The 17,122-nt window shown below is 58.1% G+C and carries 11 protein-coding genes and 2 pseudogenes; 8 read left to right on the forward strand and 5 right to left on the reverse strand.

What is annotated here, in order from left to right; translation table 11 throughout:
* Positions 1-307: 307 nt before the first annotated feature.
* Positions 308-430, forward strand: a pseudogene (locus tag P0D52_RS01120) (IS6 family transposase); the annotation flags it as partial.
* A 122-nt stretch (positions 431-552) separates the two neighbouring features.
* Here P0D52_RS01120 and P0D52_RS01125 read toward each other — a convergent pair.
* Positions 553-2,148 carry a hypothetical protein gene (locus P0D52_RS01125; RefSeq protein ID WP_394693609.1) on the reverse strand — a complete coding sequence of 532 codons (1,596 nt, stop codon included), beginning with the start codon at positions 2,146-2,148 and terminating at the stop codon, positions 553-555.
* Between the two features lie 9 nt (positions 2,149-2,157).
* A complete protein-coding gene (locus P0D52_RS01130) occupies positions 2,158-3,129 on the reverse strand; it encodes a hypothetical protein (protein ID WP_394693610.1) in 972 nt (323 codons plus the stop codon).
* 328 nt (positions 3,130-3,457) lie between these two features.
* Here P0D52_RS01130 and P0D52_RS01135 point away from each other — a divergent pair.
* Positions 3,458-3,673: pseudogene (locus P0D52_RS01135) on the forward strand (IS6 family transposase); the annotation flags it as partial.
* A gap of 284 nt (positions 3,674-3,957) precedes the next feature.
* Here the strand turns inward: P0D52_RS01135 and P0D52_RS01140 are convergent.
* From P0D52_RS01140 to P0D52_RS01150, 3 genes are read right to left on the reverse strand one after another with little or no spacing between them, the layout of a single operon-like run.
* The gene (locus tag P0D52_RS01140; protein WP_394693611.1) at positions 3,958-5,163 is read right to left on the reverse strand and encodes a M14 family metallopeptidase; all 1,206 of its coding nucleotides are present in this window, start codon (positions 5,161-5,163) and stop codon (positions 3,958-3,960) included.
* The gene (locus P0D52_RS01145) at positions 5,160-6,653 is read right to left on the reverse strand and encodes a lyase family protein (RefSeq protein ID WP_394693612.1); all 1,494 of its coding nucleotides are present in this window, start codon (positions 6,651-6,653) and stop codon (positions 5,160-5,162) included. Before P0D52_RS01145 ends, P0D52_RS01140 begins: the two co-directional genes overlap by 4 nt.
* Positions 6,650-7,957, reverse strand: coding sequence for a TetR/AcrR family transcriptional regulator (locus tag P0D52_RS01150; protein WP_394693613.1), 1,308 nt, complete (start codon positions 7,955-7,957; stop codon positions 6,650-6,652). The genes P0D52_RS01145 and P0D52_RS01150 overlap by 4 nt, the downstream gene beginning before the upstream one ends.
* 183 nt (positions 7,958-8,140) lie before the next feature.
* Between P0D52_RS01150 and P0D52_RS01155 the strand changes: the two genes are divergently transcribed.
* The 6 genes from P0D52_RS01155 (at position 8,141) to P0D52_RS01180 (ending at position 17,115) form a co-directional block, all read left to right on the forward strand.
* The gene (locus tag P0D52_RS01155) at positions 8,141-11,254 is read left to right on the forward strand and encodes a TonB-dependent receptor domain-containing protein (protein WP_394693614.1); all 3,114 of its coding nucleotides are present in this window, start codon (positions 8,141-8,143) and stop codon (positions 11,252-11,254) included.
* 47 nt (positions 11,255-11,301) lie between these two features.
* Positions 11,302-12,165 carry an alpha/beta hydrolase gene (locus P0D52_RS01160; protein WP_394693615.1) on the forward strand — a complete coding sequence of 288 codons (864 nt, stop codon included), beginning with the start codon at positions 11,302-11,304 and terminating at the stop codon, positions 12,163-12,165.
* A gap of 69 nt (positions 12,166-12,234) precedes the next feature.
* A complete protein-coding gene (locus P0D52_RS01165) occupies positions 12,235-13,695 on the forward strand; it encodes an SLC13 family permease (protein ID WP_394693616.1) in 1,461 nt (486 codons plus the stop codon).
* Positions 13,696-13,824: 129 nt separating this feature from the next.
* Positions 13,825-14,028, forward strand: coding sequence for a hypothetical protein (locus P0D52_RS01170; protein WP_394693617.1), 204 nt, complete (start codon positions 13,825-13,827; stop codon positions 14,026-14,028).
* Between the two features lie 156 nt (positions 14,029-14,184).
* A complete protein-coding gene (locus tag P0D52_RS01175) occupies positions 14,185-16,659 on the forward strand; it encodes a zinc-dependent metalloprotease (RefSeq protein WP_394693618.1) in 2,475 nt (824 codons plus the stop codon).
* An 84-nt stretch (positions 16,660-16,743) separates the two neighbouring features.
* Positions 16,744-17,115 carry a response regulator gene (locus P0D52_RS01180; protein ID WP_394693619.1) on the forward strand — a complete coding sequence of 124 codons (372 nt, stop codon included), beginning with the start codon at positions 16,744-16,746 and terminating at the stop codon, positions 17,113-17,115.
* The last annotated feature ends 7 nt before the right edge of the window (positions 17,116-17,122 follow it).

A 17,122-nucleotide genomic window follows, 5' to 3' on the forward strand; every position in this document is an offset into this window, starting at 1 on the left:
AAACCGGGGCGCGTGACGCCCAGTCTGCAGCGCGGACCTTCCCCTGCAGTAGGCCTAAAAAGAGACTATGGCCAATGAATTCGAAGGGCGTTGTCAGATTAAACGGGCCGTTAGCGGGTTGGTCGATAATTTTGGCGGATGAGCAAGAGCCCATTTCGCTACTTCAAGACATCACCTGAGGTCATCCGTCTCGCGGTGATGTCGTCCGGTGGCCGCCACCTCAACCAGCAGAACTGATTCAAGGAGAGCCGCACCGCCGCGCTGGTAGCATGGCGGCAACTCGCGGCCCAATTTCAGCTCACCTGGATATGTGAGACCGCTTCGCTTTCGTCTGACCGCGCCATTGCACGAGCGCGGCATCGATATTTGCCATGAGACGGTGCGGTTCTGGTGGAACCGGTTCGGTCCAGTGTTCGCCTCGAGAATGCGGTGAAAGCGGGCCGAATGGCGTGAACTCGCCGCCTAAACTCCGATTTCCCTGGAAAACTGAAACCAGTTCGCTTTAGTCTGACAGCACCCGAGATGGTATTGTTACGAGATCACTCGAGGCTGTCATGACCAAGCGAAGCCAAACCAAATCGCCTGAAACAAACCCACCAAGATCAAAAGAAAGGCTCCCGTCGCAGCCAACCCCCGATTTTCAGCTACCGCCTCTTTTGTGGTCCAAACCACCAGTGCCATAACAGCTTTCGCCAGCGTATAGGTGACCACATAAATGAGATAGATTATCGTGGGAATGAATGCGGTGTGCATCACCCAGAACAACGGTCCGAATTCTGTTCCTTGGCCGCCAAGACCGACACCAACCAGCAACCACAGGTAGTCGGTTAAGTTCGGCAAAGCTGCCTCTGTGCCCAGAAGTCCAAAATATGCGCTACAAACCGCTAGAAGCGCCGCGACAATCAAGTCCGCAATGACGAGTCCAGCCAGTATCAGGATCGTTTTCGAATTGTCGCTATCCCAAACGGGCAGATAGCCGAGCAGAAAGAGGGTGACCGAGAAAGTCAGGCCATCAAAAATCGCGTTCGCCGCCACCATCTGAAAGGTTTGGGGAACGTAGGCTTCGGGGTCGATTAAATGACCGATAACGAATGCTGAATATGTGAGCATTAAGCTCACCGTTATTCCAAAAAGAAACAGAAAAACGCGGCTGGTGCCTAGCGGGTCGTTGAGTTTCGATCTGTTATGCCCTGCCTGCAACTCAAGCCGACGCTGCAAACTCTCTGGGTTGAGTAAAATAATGAATGCTGGAACCAGCATTTGAAGCAGCAAGAACACAACAACTAAAGGAGCCAATATGTAAAATACGTTTATAAAGGCGTCCAGTGGTCCAACACCAAATAGAGCGTTATAATAATCTTGGAAAATATATGACAAATTGAAATACACATAGAAAAATAACGCCAACGTAGATATCAAGAAAATTCGGAACAGAGATCCGATCGCCTTTTCAATAAGATTTGACTTAAAAATAGAACTGATTTCTTCGCTAACTGTTTCAATCCGAGTAGTTATTTCTTGACGAAGACCTTGTAGGTTGTGAATCTCCCACTCGAGTCTATCGATACGGGCTTTGCGAGATCGTTGAGCCCGTCCATTTTCGGGCTCGTCCTGTTCTTCAAACTCTTTTATGCGGTCCTTACGCCACTTAATCATTCCAGTGAAACTGCGGCGACTTGCATAAAGATTGACGCGTTCGGATGAGAGCTTCACAAATCTAGCAACGACAACCAGTGGTCCTTCAAAATATCGGAAAATAAGCACCGCGGCCAAAGCGACACCCGCAGCGGCCCACGCGGCCGGGTGAGTCCGAGGGTCCAGTAAGCTGACAAGGCTCCAATCGTTAGAGACAGCCCCTTCTGGTTGGTCGATGATGAACAGAACAATCGCAAGTGATCCGATTATGACCGGGATCACAACAAAAAGATTTCGAGCAGATTGGGTGGTTAGGTAAGCTGCCCGCTCGCCACTTTCAACAAAAAATCGAACTGACTGAACCGGGACATCGGCCCAGTTATCTTCGGCCACCTTATTCCAAAACTCATTAATTTTCGTAGAAATTGCGCCGCTCATTTGCGGCCGAAGGTAACCGATTGCTCCAAGCACGGTTCCGACGACGAACAGCGTAGTGAGTATTAGTGCAACCATGATCGTTCCTTACCGGCTGGCCCATCCAAGCCGCATGCCGCCCTCAGGCTCGTCGTTGGGCGTAGGCGGCGGGGTTGCTGGGCCAAACAGCGCTTGAAGCTCCTGCTCGATTTTTGTGTCGATCATTTTTATCCGTGCATCCACGTACTTTCGCATGGCTTTGGGAATCTTGGGGTCAACGTTCAGGCCTATTCGCTTGGCCTCCTCAAAGTAAATCGAGTGGGAATGTGAGTACTTACCAGAGGAGAGCAATTGCCCAACGTTCTCGCTATCTCCCCGATTATGATTTGGGTGGGTCACCTTTGTGACTTGCTCGACTGCATGCTTATCGTATTTCTCCGCGGCAAAGGTCGCCAATCTCAACGCTGCTGGCAAATCTGTACGCTTATCGTCATCGGTCACACGTTGAAGATCAACATAGGAATGTCCATAGAATTGCGTGTCGGTTGGGCCTAGTACGCCGGTGTTGCCCAAATGAATTTTCTCACAAGCCAGCGCAATTTTAGTACCTCCAGACATTGCTATGTATGGTACAAAACAGACTTTTGGTCCGGGATAGGAGGCAACGGCTGAGGCAATCAGTTGGGCCGGTTGAGAGTAGCCGCCCAGCGTGTGCATAAGAACAACTAGAGTAGGGTGCCGTCGCTTTATCCCGATCCAAGCATCAATCAACTGCTGGGCTTGGACGGCTTGCTGGTATGAGATGAATTTTGGGGCGTCGCGATCAATTGCGCCATCATTTATATCGCAGATCAAGTCAACGATGATGACGCCATTGCCGTATGATTTTTCTATTTCCTTTTGCGCCTTCTCAAGGTCCTTTTTGGCCGCATCATAGTCCCGTTGCCGGGACGCCCGCTGGCGACTGAGTATGTCTTCAACGTCCGCTCGGGATTTTTGACTAGCCCAAGACCTCGCCGCGCCAATTGCAGTTAGCACAACGAGTATAACAGCGATGCCAATATAAACCCATGATTCCATCAGCGTTCCTTCCCCCCATCGTCAAAAACACGAAACGCAAGAACTCTTGTTTTAATGCTGCCGCCCTCAACGCATTAACCATACATTAATGCCAAGGGGTGTGAGGGAAAGACAAAAAAGGTTGAAGGCAATCATATTTTGAAAGCTGTATCCCGTCGGCAACCATGAAACAGGCTAGGGGTTGTGATTTAGGAAGCGTTTGGTTCTCGTCGTAATGACGAAGAAATGACGATGTGACCTACAACAACCAGGTCCAAAAAGCCTACAGATGGTTCTGTCAGAGGAACTTCGCCTTGAGCACGGCGGCGTAGTTCCCTAGCCTCCCCGGATGCGTAATCCGTTCAAATATTTCAAAACTTCGCCCGAGATCATCCGCTTGGCCGTGATGATGTACATCCACTTTCCGCTCTCGCTGCGAAACGTCGAGGATCTGCTCCACGAACGGGGCATCGATATCACGCATGAAACGATCCGTTTCTGGTGGAACCGGTTCGGGCCGATGTTCGCTGTGGAGATAAGGCGAAAGCATGCCGATCGGATGCGCGACTGGCCGCCTGAATCCGCGAATGCCATTGAAACGGAGACCGGTTCGCTTTCGTCTGACAGCACCGCCAGGAATATTCTTTCATTACATCAACGCTTTAGATATTTTTCGCCGCCGTCATTGGCGGCCAACAGGGATATTGGCGCAAAAGGCATGCTGTCACAGGATATCCGGCGCTGGCGGCTGGCTGCCAGATGGGCGGCATGAACAAGGACCGGTTTGCCCTTGTCTGACGACGGCCATTAATCGAAGCCAGCTCATTCGCCGAGCGGAGCCCCGGCCGATCAGGGTTCGGCGGCTGCATTCCGGGCGGGCGCACGCTCCATATAAATCCGGAGTGCCCGTGCGGCGGTTTGCGCCAACATTGTGACCCGGTCGCGGTCGGTCTCGTCGCCGAATTCTACCGTTATTCCCGGCGCGCCATAGCGCGTCGCAAACCAGGTCTTTGATGTGGGGAGGTCCGGATTATGTCCCGGCCCGCGCTCAAAGACATCGCCCTCTCCCGGCCAGATATGGTCGAGAATCGCGATCCAGTCCGCGGCGAAATTCTCGGGTGACAGACCCAGATCATCAGGCGGCGTGTAGAGCACGTCGCGATGTGTGCTGTGAAAATCCAGCATCAGGAACGGCGTTTGCCCTTCTGACACGCGCGCTTCGAGCTCGGCGCGCACGGCAGCGGTTTCGGGCTGGGTAAAGGGTCCCCAATCGCGATTCAAATCCATCCGGCCGAGATTCTGGCGCCAGTGTCCGTGATGGACGCCGTCCGGGTTGAGATCGGGCACGATCAGCCATTCATAGTGATCCAGCGGATTCTCGCCGGACGGAGTTTCAAACAGGGTTTCCAGAAAGGCGCGCAGGCCCAGGACGCCCGTGACTTCCGGCGGATGCTGGCCACCCAGTATGACGATGAGGGGCGCGCCTTGCCGCGTGGCGGGCCGCGACAGGGCCTCGATCGCCCGGCCCTCGATACTCTGGCCGATCATTTGGCGAGAGAGCCCGTGACGCTCGGCGAAATCTGTTCGCCAACGCGCCCGGTCTTCCACGCCGAAAACTTCCTGTCCCGCGATCCGCGCGCCGCCCGGCCCGACATCCACCCGTATCACGGCCACGCTGTCGCCGGCTTCAAGCCGGACAGCGGTATCGGGCAAGGCCTCCCAGATACCGTTGCCCCGATCGATCTCCGGCCGGTAGCGATGTTCGTACTCGCCATAGTCGAGCTGGATGCTGACCGCCGTCTCGCGCTCGGCTTCAAGGTCAAAAGCAAACCAGGGGCTGGGATTGATGGGCGTGCTTTCCGGTCTCACCGTCAGTTCAAAGGCGGCCGGGCCTGTTCGCGTGCAGTCATAAGCAGGGGAACCGGAAAAATCCTGTGTGAGGCGGACATCGCCCCGCGCGCATCCGCCTAGTTCCGAAGGTGAAGTGGTGCAGGCCGTTAGCGTCATCACGGCGCCAAGAAGGGCCATGATGAAAAGGTGTGAGCGCGAACTCATCGGACGGGGTCCTCCAGCCGGGCAGAGCGGGCCTCGGCGATGACCGCATCCACCAGCGCGGCATCGAGGCCCAGATAGGTATTCGGATCGAGCAGGGCATCCAGCTCTTCCGCGGACAGGAGCGCCGACAATTCAGCGTCGCGGCTGATGGCATCGCGTAGCGAGACGCCTGTGCCGGTGGCCGCGGCGGCCAGATCGCGCAGGCGGTTTTCTGCGGCTTCGCGCCCGAGATCATCCTGCACGGCAAACACGATGCGCTGGGTCAAGATCCAGCCCTGGCTGCGTTGCAGATTTTCGGCCATGCGGGCTTCGTCCACCCGTATGCGCGACAGCAATCGGCTGGCATCGCCGAGCATTTCCTCGGTGGCCAGGGCCACGTCCTCGATGGCGCGGTTGGGCCGCGAAGTGTTGTCGCGTTCAAAGAAGTTGACCATGTCGTCCAGCACGATCTCGGCAAGACGGGGAATCGTCCGGCCATGCTGGATCAGCGCCTCGGACAGCGACGGGTTGACCTTGTGCGGCATCGTGCTGGATCCGACCGAACCTGCTGGCACGGCTTCCATGACCGAGCCGATATCTGTCATCTGGAGCAGAAAAATCTCCTGGCCCAGCCGGTCCCAGGTGCGCGACATCATCGCTTGCACCAGGGCAAATTCGGCGAACACGTCGCGGCTGGCATGCCAGTCATCCGGGTAGGGCGGTGGCAAGCCGAGCTCGACCGCCATCCGCGCTTCTATATCTTGTCCTTCCGGCCCCAGGCCCAGATAGCTGCCGACGGCGCCTTTCATGATGATCGAGCGCTCGATCCGGCCGAGCAGATCCACCAGGCGATCAATGTGCCGGCGATTCTCTCCGATAAAACCGCTGAGCTTTTTGCCAAAGGTGATGGGCAGGGCATGCTGGCCCAAAGTTCGCCCGATCATGGGTGTGTGTTTATAGTGATCGGCGAGTTCGATGAGCTGAAGCTCGATCGTTCGCAAGTCCGCGATCATTTCGAGGACGGAAGCGCGCATCTGGAGCATGGCAGCGCTGTCGTAAAGATCGACGGTTGTCGCCCCGAAATGAAGATAATTGGCGCTCTCTTCGTCCAGCGATCTGCGGAAAACATTGAGGAAGGCCACCATGCGGTGGCGGACGACCGCATATTCGGCATCAATCTCGGCCTGCGGGATATTCTCCGGCACGGCGGCGGCGGAGATCGCATCTGCGGCGGATTGCGGGATGACACCATGAAAAGCCTGCGCACGTGCCAATGCGGCCTCCAGCCGGAGCACTTCGGCATTCAAGGATGCGGTCGAGAAAATATCCGCGATTTCGCTATTGCGCGTCAGGGGCGCCGTCTGGGGTATGAAAGCCGGCTCCCGAGGTGCCGTCATGACTTCGGCCTCGATCGCTGCGGCCGCAACATTTTGTGTCTCGGTCTCGCCGCCTTCGGGCTGTGAGCAGCCGGCGAATGCCAGTACGGCCATCAGGATGGCGGCCCGTCTCACGCGTCACCCGCCGTCAATCCGAAGAGCAGGCTGTAGAGGTAATCATTCGTCGCCGACTGCGGATTTTCGGATATGCGCCAGTCGTTGAAACTGTTGGCGGCGGCCAGCGTGTAGCCGTCATTGAGAAACATGATGCTGGCCAGAATGGCTTCGACGGCCGCGGTATCATGCTGGCGCGCCGTGCCATCGGCGATGGCGGCATCGTGGGCATCGCCCAGACGGCGTGAAATATTTCGCAGCCGTCCGCGAAAGCGGTTCTGGCGGGTCGAGGGCAGGGCAGACATCAGGCCGGGGCGGATGATGGGTGTTACGCCGCTGGCCTGCATGTAGATCAGGTCGAACAATGCCCGCTGAATAAAGCCGAGACCGCTGTGGGTCTTGTCTGCAGCATCAAGGGTGGCCTCCACCGTATCGAGGGAATGATCAAGACACTGGTCAAGAAAACTCTCCTTGTCCGGAATGTGGTAGTAGAATGCGCCGCGTGTCACCCCCAGCGATCCGGCGACGTCCGCGAGCGAGACGCCCTCAAAACCATACAGGTTGAAGAACCTTATTCCGGCTTTGAGAAATGCCTCCCGCTTGATCTGGTTGCGGGCCTCGCGGTCAAAGATCTGCGGAACTTCATCCTGAGTATTGAATTGGGGGTTGATCTGGCCGGACAGGGTGCCGCTCTCGGCCAGCCCCCCGCTGAGGATATCCAGCAAGACGCCAGAGTCCTTTCTGAAGTCTTCGGCGGACAATTCATTGGCGCTGATTTTCAACCAGTCGAGCAAGGCAAACAGGCAGAAGGTGACCGGCTCGCTGCGTCCCAGAGTCTGGTCTGTCTGATCGAGCCAATCCTGAACCATCGCGTTGACGCGTCCGACGGCCGCACTCAGGCGTTTGACGATCCGCGCCTGAATGTCCCCGGGCAGTGTATCCAGCTCCTGCAGCTGAGCCGGATGGCTGCGCTGGCCATCCACCGCTTCGGTAAGCTGATCAACATAGGCCTGGAACAGGCCCAGTATCCGGCGATCCGCCGTTACCGGCGTTTCTTCCGCCTGCGCTATGGCCTCCTCCAGAAACTCCGCGGCGGTCAGAAAGACGGCCTCCACCAAGTCATCCTTCGAGGGGTAGTAATAAGCGATGCTGGTCTTGGTCAGGCCGAGATCGGCCGCGATATCTTCCAGCCGGGTCCCCTGAACGCCAAAAGTGCTGAAGCGCTGGGCTGCTGCTGCCCGGATGGCGGCCGTCTTGCGGGCCCGCTCCTGCTGCCTGGAGAAAGGCGATCTGTGGTCCGGAAACTTGGGTCTGAGAACGGTCATTCTGGTTTTCGCCATTGCTTCCATCGCCGAAACGAAACTGCACCGGCGGGCGCATCATGGAAAATGCTTGCCGGAAATCCAAGCTAACTGACTGTATTCAATTTGAACCGAGTGTATAATTTTTGTTGACACTGTCCAGCAGCGTTGCTTTCGTCACCCTCAAATCGTGTAGGGGAGTACACAATGACGTATCGGGGTTTCTTGAATTCGGGGATCGCTCTCAGCGTTCTGGCCTTTGGCGGTAGCGCGTTTGCGCAAGATGCGCCAGCTGAGCGAACGCCGGAGGCCCGGCCCGCCCAGGTTGAACCGGCTGACATTATTGTCGTGACCGGAACCAATATTCAGGGCGCTCGGATCAACGAATCCCTGCCCGTCACCATTATCGGCCAGAACGAGATCGACTCCATCGGCGGCGTCGATGGTGAAGACCTGATCCGTTCCCTGCCCTCACAGGGTGGCGTGCAGTTCCGGACCGACAACAACACCACGAACAACAATGCACGTGGTGATGTGGCGTCTATCAACCTGCGTTCGATCGGCTCCAGTGGTACGCTCGTCCTGCTCAATGGCCGCCGCGTCGTCAATCACCCCTCCACCCAGGCGGAATTGTCGACTCCGGTCACCACGATTAACGTCAATTCGCTTCCAGTCGCGGGTATTGCGCGCGTCGAAGTGCTGAATGACGGAGCCTCGGCCATTTACGGCTCCGATGCTGTTGCGGGCGTGTTCAACACAATTCTCGACGACGATGTCGATGGTCTCTACGCGCGCGCCCGTCATCTGTTTGCCACCGGTAGCGGACTCAATGAGCAAACGCTGACGATCAGGGCCGGCGATGATTTCAACAATGGCCGGACCAATATCTCGCTCGCGGCAGAGTATTCACGGCGCGACGGCATGTTTGCATCAGAGCATCCTTTCTCGGCGACCGAGGACAGACGCCCGTTTCTGATCGGCACGAGCTTCGAGGGCGATGTTTCATTTGACAACCGGGCCACGCAAACGCCCTGGGGGCAATGGACGTTGCGGACAACGTCTGGCACGCGTGTCCGGCAAAATGGCACGACGCTGACGACGGCGTCCGGTGTCTTCCATATCCAGCCGGACAGCTTTGCCGGTTGCCGCGCCAATACGGCTGGTGCGCTTTCGGCGGCCAATATTTGTATTGATGATGGCAGTCAGGATCGCGATCTGCGTTTTGACGGAGCCTATGAGCGCTCGATCATCTCCGATCGAGAGCGCGTCAACCTCTTTGGTTTCGTCAATCACGACATGGATATCGGTATCCGTCTCTATGGTGAGTTCGGCTATTACTACGCCGAGACACAATCGACCAACGAACCCCGCAACGGCATTGGCGCGACAAATATCTCCATTCCGGCCAATTATTATTACAATCCGTTCGGCCCGGTCACCTTCTCCGATGGCTCTCCCAACCCGAACCGTTTGCCCGGCCTGACGAACGTTCCCGTGGGCGGTTTGCCGGTCTTTACAGATGCCGGCCGCTATCGTTTCGTTGATGTCGGATTCCGCGATATCGAGGTCGTGAACACGCAATGGCGCCTGCTCGGTGGTGCGCGCGGCGAGTTTGGCACGTCCGGGTGGGATTGGGATACGGCGATGCTGTATAACCGTGCTTATGCAGAAGACACGGTCAATAACTCTATTTCCCGGACGCTGTTGCAACAGACTCTCTCGAACGAGACACCGAATGTTTACAACATTTTCAACGGCGGCGATCCGAACAATCCATCCATCGGCGATGCCACGCCAAACGCGCGCAATCTGATCGAGCCCTTCCTCGTCGATGTGGTCCGTAAGAGTACGACAGAGCTTTCCCTGATCGATTTCAGGGCCAGCAATGGCAGCGTCTTCAGCATTTCCGGGGGCGATATCGGTATCGCGACCGGTGTTGAATTCCGCAATGAGCGGTATGAGGAAGATCGCGACGCCCGCGTCGATGGCACGATTACCTTCACGGATTCCGTCACCGGTGAAACCAGCGAAACCGACATTTATGGCACCAGCCCGACGCCGGATTCACGCGGGGCACGCGATGTTTTCGCGGCCTTTGTCGAGACGTCGATCCCGCTCGTCAGCCCGGACATGAATATTCCGCTGATTGATACATTCGACATCCAGATCGCCGCACGGGCAGAACACTATTCGGATTTCGGCAGCAGTGGGGTGACGCCGCGTGTAGCAGCCGCCTGGACGCCTTTTGAAGGTCTGATGTTCCGCGGCGCCTATTCGGAGGGCTTCCGGGCACCGAACCTGCTCGTCGTCAATGAAGGCGTTGATCGCTCCAATTCCCGCGAAGACAGCTATTTCTGCGAAGCCGGCGTTCGAAATGGAACCTTCGCCAACTTTGCGGCCTGTAACGGCTTCACGGAAGGCCGTACCGAGCGCCGTTCCGTCGCAGACGATATCGGTCCGGAAGACGATATCAACGTCACCTATGGATTCGTTTTCGAACCGCGGGGCCTGCAAGGGCCGCTCAGCGTGTTGAACCCACTGACAATCACGGTCGATCGCTGGGAGATCCAGCGCCGCGGCGTGGTGGGTGTGTTTGGTGCGGAAAACCATATCAGCCTGGATTACCTGCTGCGATTGCAGGGGTCGTCGAACCCCAATGTGGTTCGCGCGGCACCCAATCAGGACCAGATCAACTTTTTCACCGCCGCAGGCCTGACCCCGGTGGGTGAAATCCAGTTCGTCCGCGATACGTACGACAATAATGAAGACATCGATGTCGATGGAATCGATTACGGGATTTATTATGAGCTCGAGGATACGCCGCTCGGCGATTTTGACCTCAGCCTGAATGCGTCCTTCCTCGATACCTATTTCATCGCATTGTCGCCCGGTGCCCAGCAGATCCGGGATGCTGTGAATAGCGGCCTGATCTCCAATGAAATCACCGTTTCGCAGGAAGGGGACATCATCCGCCAGGACGGTCAGCCGGAATGGCGTGTCGCAGGAAGCCTGACCTGGCGTCACCCCAGCGGTTTTGGCGGTGGTGTGCGCGCCGACTATACCAGCGAGTTTATTGATACAGGCGCAGGCCTGGATCCGAATGGCGATCCGTTCATCGTCAATGAGTGGACCCAGGTAAACGCCTATATGGAATATGACATCGACAGCAATGGATCCCTCGATGGCCTGCGCATTCGCGTTGGCGCCAACAATATCTTCGATGAAGATCCGCCGCTGGCCGATGAAACCAACGGCTATGATGCGGCCTATCACAGCATTCGCGGACGTCAGATCTATCTCGACATTCGCAAATTCTTCTAGTGCGGGATTGCAGGGGCGCCGTTTTCCAGCGGCACCCCGATTGTTTCATGCTGCGCCGTCTGGCTGCCTTCCTTTTGATTGCGATATTTCCCGCCGGGCCGGCGCTCGCCGGTGACGTTCGTACGGGAAGTTTTGTCTTTTCCGCCTGGTCCGGTCCGGCGATGAACGTCTTCTTTGTCGAGCCCCTGCCGGATGCCATGGACGGTGCGCCCGTGGTAATCGTCCTGCACGGCGTGAACCGGAATGCGGACGATTACGCCGCGAACTGGGTGACGTTGGCCCGGGAATACGGGTTGCGGATTTATGCGCCGGAATTTTCGGTCGACTCCTTTCCCGGAGCCGCTTTGTACAATCTGGGCGGAATCGGCACTGACGGTCCCTATGCCTACTCGGCAATCGAACCGCTCTTCGATGCGATTATGCAGCGCGGTGGCGAAGCGGAGGGATATGTTCTTTTTGGCCATTCTGCGGGTGCGCAATTTGTTCACCGCGCCCTTCTGTTCGAGGACTTGCCGCGCCTGAATACGGCCTATCCTGCAAATGCCGGCTGGTACACATTACCGGATGCCGGGACGCCCTGGCCCTATGGGCTTCAGGGCACACCGGCAGATCAGAGCGATGTACGCCGCTGGCTGGGCCGGCCGATGGTGCTGCTATTGGGCGATCAGGACACGGATGCGGAAGATGTAAATCTGCGCCGTACGCCAGAGGCGATGGTGCAGGGGCCGCATCGATACGCCCGCGGCGAATACTTCTTCGCGGTCGCACAGGCGCAGGCCAACCAGTCCGGTGCGCCCTTTTCATGGCATATTGTCAGTGTTCCCGGGATTGCCCACGACAATGCGGGAATGGCCGAAGCGGCCGCAGCCTTGATCGCGGCGCAGCCGGACCGGATAAGAGCAGTTCCATGACGACAGGCAGCGCCCGGCGCAATCTGTCTTGCCATCTTCCAGCAGCAATGATCCAGAACAGGTGACCCGATGACCGCAAAAGAGGATTCCAGCCCCGCACTGTATCAGCGGATCGGCCTGCTGCTCGGACCATTGGCGGCCCTGCTCATCGGGCTGACCTTTGCGCCTGAAGGCTTGCCGCGGGAGGGCGTGATCGTCGCGGCTATCGGAACATGGATGGCGATCTGGTGGGCGACTGAAGCCATTCCGGTCGCCGTCACCGCATTCCTGCCGCTTGTGGCTCTGCCTCTGCTCGACGTGATGTCCACACGCGATATTGCGGCGCCGTATGCCAATCCCATCATCTACCTGTTTTTCGGGGGCTTTGTTGTTGCGCTGGCGATCGAGCGCTGCGGTCTGCATCGGCGGATTGCGCTGGCCGTGTTCGCGCTCGCCGGGGCGGATGCCCGGGCCCTTGTCGGCGGCTTCATGATGGCGGCGGCTTTTGTCAGCATGTGGATATCCAACACCTCGACCACATTGATGTTGTTGCCGATCGCCATGTCGGTCGTGACCGTGATCTATGAGACCATGCCGACGCTGGATGAGCGGCAGCGGACGAATTTCGGGGTTTCCCTGCTGTTGGGCCTTGCCTATGGCGCAACACTTGGCGGGCTGGCGACGCTGGTCGGGACGCCGCCCAATGCCTTCATGGTCGGATTCATGTCCGACAATTATGATGTTCAGATAGACTTTGCCCGATGGATGCTGGTCGGGTTGCCGGTTTCCCTGATCATGTTGCCCATCGCCTGGCTGGTGCTCACGCGGATGGTCTTTCCCATCAATTTCAAGGCATCTGACGAAGCGGTCCGGCACATCCTTTCCATGCGCGCCGGGCTTGGAAAAATGAGCAAGGCTGAAGTACGCACGGCACTTTTGTTCGGCTTCCTCGTTGTCGGCTGGCTGTCCCGTGGCTGGCTGAATGATATTCCCTATCTCGGCGAAGTTTCAGATACGGGCGTGGCCATGGCGGCGGCCGTCGCCGCCTTCCTGATACCGTCGGGAAACAAGGGTCAGGCCTTGATGACGTGGGACGCTGTCACCAAGCTGCCCTGGGGCGTTCTGGTGCTGTTTGGCGGAGGCTTGGCCCTCGCAACGGCAGTTTCCGCGTCCGGTCTGGCCTTGTGGCTCGGACAACAATTGGTCGCTGTCGGCGGATTGAATGCGATTCTTTTGATCGTTGCCGCGACCGCTCTGGTCATTTTCATTACCGAGCTGACCAGCAATCTGGCAACGACGGCCACTTTCCTGCCGGTGATTGCCGCCATCGGAGTCGAGACCGGTCAGGACCCTCTTGTCTATGTCATTCCGGTTACCCTGGCAGCAAGCTGCGCCTTTATGCTCCCGGTCGCGACGCCGCCCAATGCGGTCGTGTTCAGCTCCGGCATGGTGGCCATTCCGCACATGGTCCGCGTCGGCCTGATCCTGAACATTGTCGCCGTCGCCGTTCTGAGCACCGTCGCCTTGCTGATTGCGCCACGTGTGTTTTGAAAAAGCCGCCCGAGCATGCTTTCGGTCAGGCGCTGTCTCCGGAAATCTGGCGTTACGGGGTAGCTGCCAAGCTCGAATCCACTTCGGCGTCGTCCCTTCCTCCGCCCACAACCACGTCAATCGAGACCGATGTCTGAACGACCGACGCGTGTTCAGGCTGACCCGGAAAACCGAGCGGGCTCAGCCGCGCCCGATCTGGAGCGCCAGCCTGACGAGCTGGGAGGTAATTATATCGGGGTAATCGACTTGCCCGCGAATGACACTGCCAACCCGGCCTTCCTGATCGCCAATGATGATCGCGGATGGCGGTTAGCCAGAACCGGCACCCGGTAAAACCGGGGGAGTGCCTGGCTGCCTGAATGCCGGCAATTCTGCTCAACCGAGACGGGTTCGCATTCGTCTGGCAGCACGGTCTGAGGCGGTCGGCGCGCTATACCTCACCAGAATCATCGTCTAGCTTTCTGTCCTACCAGTTTCGCGGGGGGTAATATGAAAGCCGTAATTGCCAGCGTCATGTTGATCATTGTTGTCGCCATGGCGAGCGCAGAAGATGCGCCGGCCAGCTATGACGAGACCATAGCCGGACTTGATCTACGCGATGGTTTCATTCCGATCTATGTCGATGATGGCGATGGCCGGATTCTGGCGCGGCTGAGCGCGGATGCGGCCGGCGATTATGGCCGTATGATCTATACGTCACGCCTGACGTCGGGCATGGGCTCCAATCCCATCGGAATTGATCGCGGACTGGGCGGCTCCTCCGAAATCCTGCGCTTCTTCCGGGTCAATGATCGTATTTTTGCCGAGTTTGAAAACACACGTTATCGCGCGGATGGCGCGGGCATTGATGAAACCAATGCCACCCGCCAGTCCTTTGCGCGATCCGTTGTCTGGAGCACGGAAATCGTCGCCGAGCAGGGCGGCGATGTTCTGATCGATCTGGCCGGTTTTCTGACGCGTGATCCGGTTGGCACGATCAGTATTCTGTCCAATGCGGATCAGGGAGATTATTCGATCGATGAGGATCGTTCGGCGCCGCTGAGCGACAGCACGCTGGTTTTTCCGCAGAATGTCGAGATTGACGCTCTGATCACGCTGGCAGGGGATTCTCCAGGATCTGAAGTACGGGCGGTGACGCCATCCCCCCAATCGATCACATTGACGGTCCATCATTCTTTTGTGGCCTTGCCGGATGACGGCTATCAGGTCCGCATTGCGGATGAGCGGTCCGCAGCGATCAATCTGGAAATTTTCGATATGGCGGCGCCGCTGGATCAATCTGTCCGCCGGCAGCTGGCCCTTCGGCACCGGTTGCAGCGCGTGGATCCGTCGGTAGCGTCCGGACCCGTGGTGGAGCCGATTGTCTATTATGTGGATCGCGGCACGCCGGATGTGATCCGCGACGCGCTGATCGAAGGGGGAAGCTGGTGGGCGGACGCATTTGCGGCCGCGGGTTTCGAGAATGCCTTCCGTGTGGAGGTTCTGCCCGAAGGGGCCCACCCGCTGGACGTTCGATACAATGTCATCCAGTGGGTTCACCGGCAGACGCGGGGCTGGTCCTACGGGGGATCGGTGATTGACCCGCGTACAGGCGAAATCATCAAGGGACATGTTCTTCTGGGCAGTCAGCGCGTGCGTCAGGATCGCATGATTTTTGAAGGCCTGTTGGGGCGCGCCGGTACAGGCTCAGGTGCCGCCGATGATCCGCTGGAGCTGGCGCTGGACCGGGTGCGGCAATTGTCGGCCCACGAGATCGGGCATACGATCGGCCTGATGCATAATTTCGCGGCCAGCGTCACAGACCGCGCTTCGGTGATGGATTACCCGGCTCCCCTGGTCACGGTGTCGCCAGACGGCCGACTGGATACGTCAGCCGCCTATGATACCGGTATCGGGGAATGGGATATCGCCTCTGTGAGATGGCTCTATGCGCAGTATTCCGATCCGGCGGAAGAAGTGGAGGGGCAGGAGCAGATATTGCGCGAAGCGCGGGAAGCGGGGCTACTCTACATCTCGGACCGGCATGCGCGCGGCAATGATTCCGGCCACCCGCTGGCCAATCTCTGGGATAATGGAGCCAACCCGACGGATGCCCTGATAGAGGCTCTGGCCGTGCGGCGCGTGGCTCTGGAGCGCTTTGGCACCGGAAGTCTGGAGCAAGGCGTCGCCTTGTCGACGATTCGCGACGCATTTTCACCGATCTATCTCTACCATCGTTATCAGGTCGAGGCGGCGGCCTCCGCTCTGGGCGGTGTGATTTTCGCCTATGAAAACAATCCGTCCGGGGTGGGCGGATTGTCGCCCTATGAGGCTGACGAGCAACGCCGCGCGCTGTCCGTTCTGGTGGAGACTCTCGATCCTGCCCTGCTTGATATTGATGAGGACATTCTGTCTCTGCTCATCCCGTCGCCCTATACAGATTATGATCCCATCGCGCAGCGTGAGCATTTTGAAAGCGATCAATACCCGGCTTTCAGCCGTCCCAATGCCGCCGCGGCCGCGGCCCGGATAACGCTGGCGGCGGTGTTATCGCCGGCGCGCATGGCCCGTATGGCGGATCAGAGTGCGCGGGATTCCCGGCAGCATTCGCCAGATGAGGTTCTGGATGCGCTGGACCGGGCCGTCCTTCGATCTTCCCGCGGTGAAGCGGATCGGCTGGTGGCGCTGCGGGAGGCTATTCAGACCGAATACGTGATGCAGCTATTGCGGCTCGCAGCGTCCGATACACCCACAGCCGCCAGCCCGGCCCGCGCCCGGCTGGAGGACTATGCCGGACAATGGAATCGCACCTCCCGCGACGCTCATTCTTTTTGGCTGGCCCGGCAAATCGAAGCCGGTCTTTCGCGTCTGGATGCAGGAGAGGATCTGAACGTGAGGGATACAGATATTCCGCCCGGAAGCCCGATCGGTGCGGACACTTGCTGGCATTGCGACAGTGGCGCGAGGCTGGGATTGTATGAATAGGCCGCGCAGCAATGGAACGGCATAGGTTGAAATAGCTGCAAACCGGCTGTTTCATCTGTGATCCAGACGAATTAGGAACAGGCGATGCACCGCCTTCTTGTCGTCGACGATCATGAGCTGATGCGAACCGTGCTGATACGGTTGTTAAGCCCGCATTGCGAGGTGGAGGCCGTGAGCAGTGGTGAGGCCGCAATTCACGCCACAGAAGCCCGAACTTTCGATGGAATCCTTCTGGACATCCGGATGCCGGGTATTGATGGGGTCGCGGCGTGCCGCGCGATCCGGGCTGCGGGATTTGACGGGCCGATTATCGCTCTGACGGCGGACGAAAGCGTGCGAAACGATCCGGATTTCGCAAGTGCCGGTTTTACGGATCTGATCGAGAAACCCTTTGCGGCGGACACTCTCCTGAACCGGACTCTGCCGCATCTGGACGGCGGTCAGACCGGGCCCTGAATCCTGC

The organism is Hyphobacterium sp., from assembly GCF_043584775.1.
Classification (GTDB): domain Bacteria; phylum Pseudomonadota; class Alphaproteobacteria; order Caulobacterales; family Maricaulaceae; genus Hyphobacterium.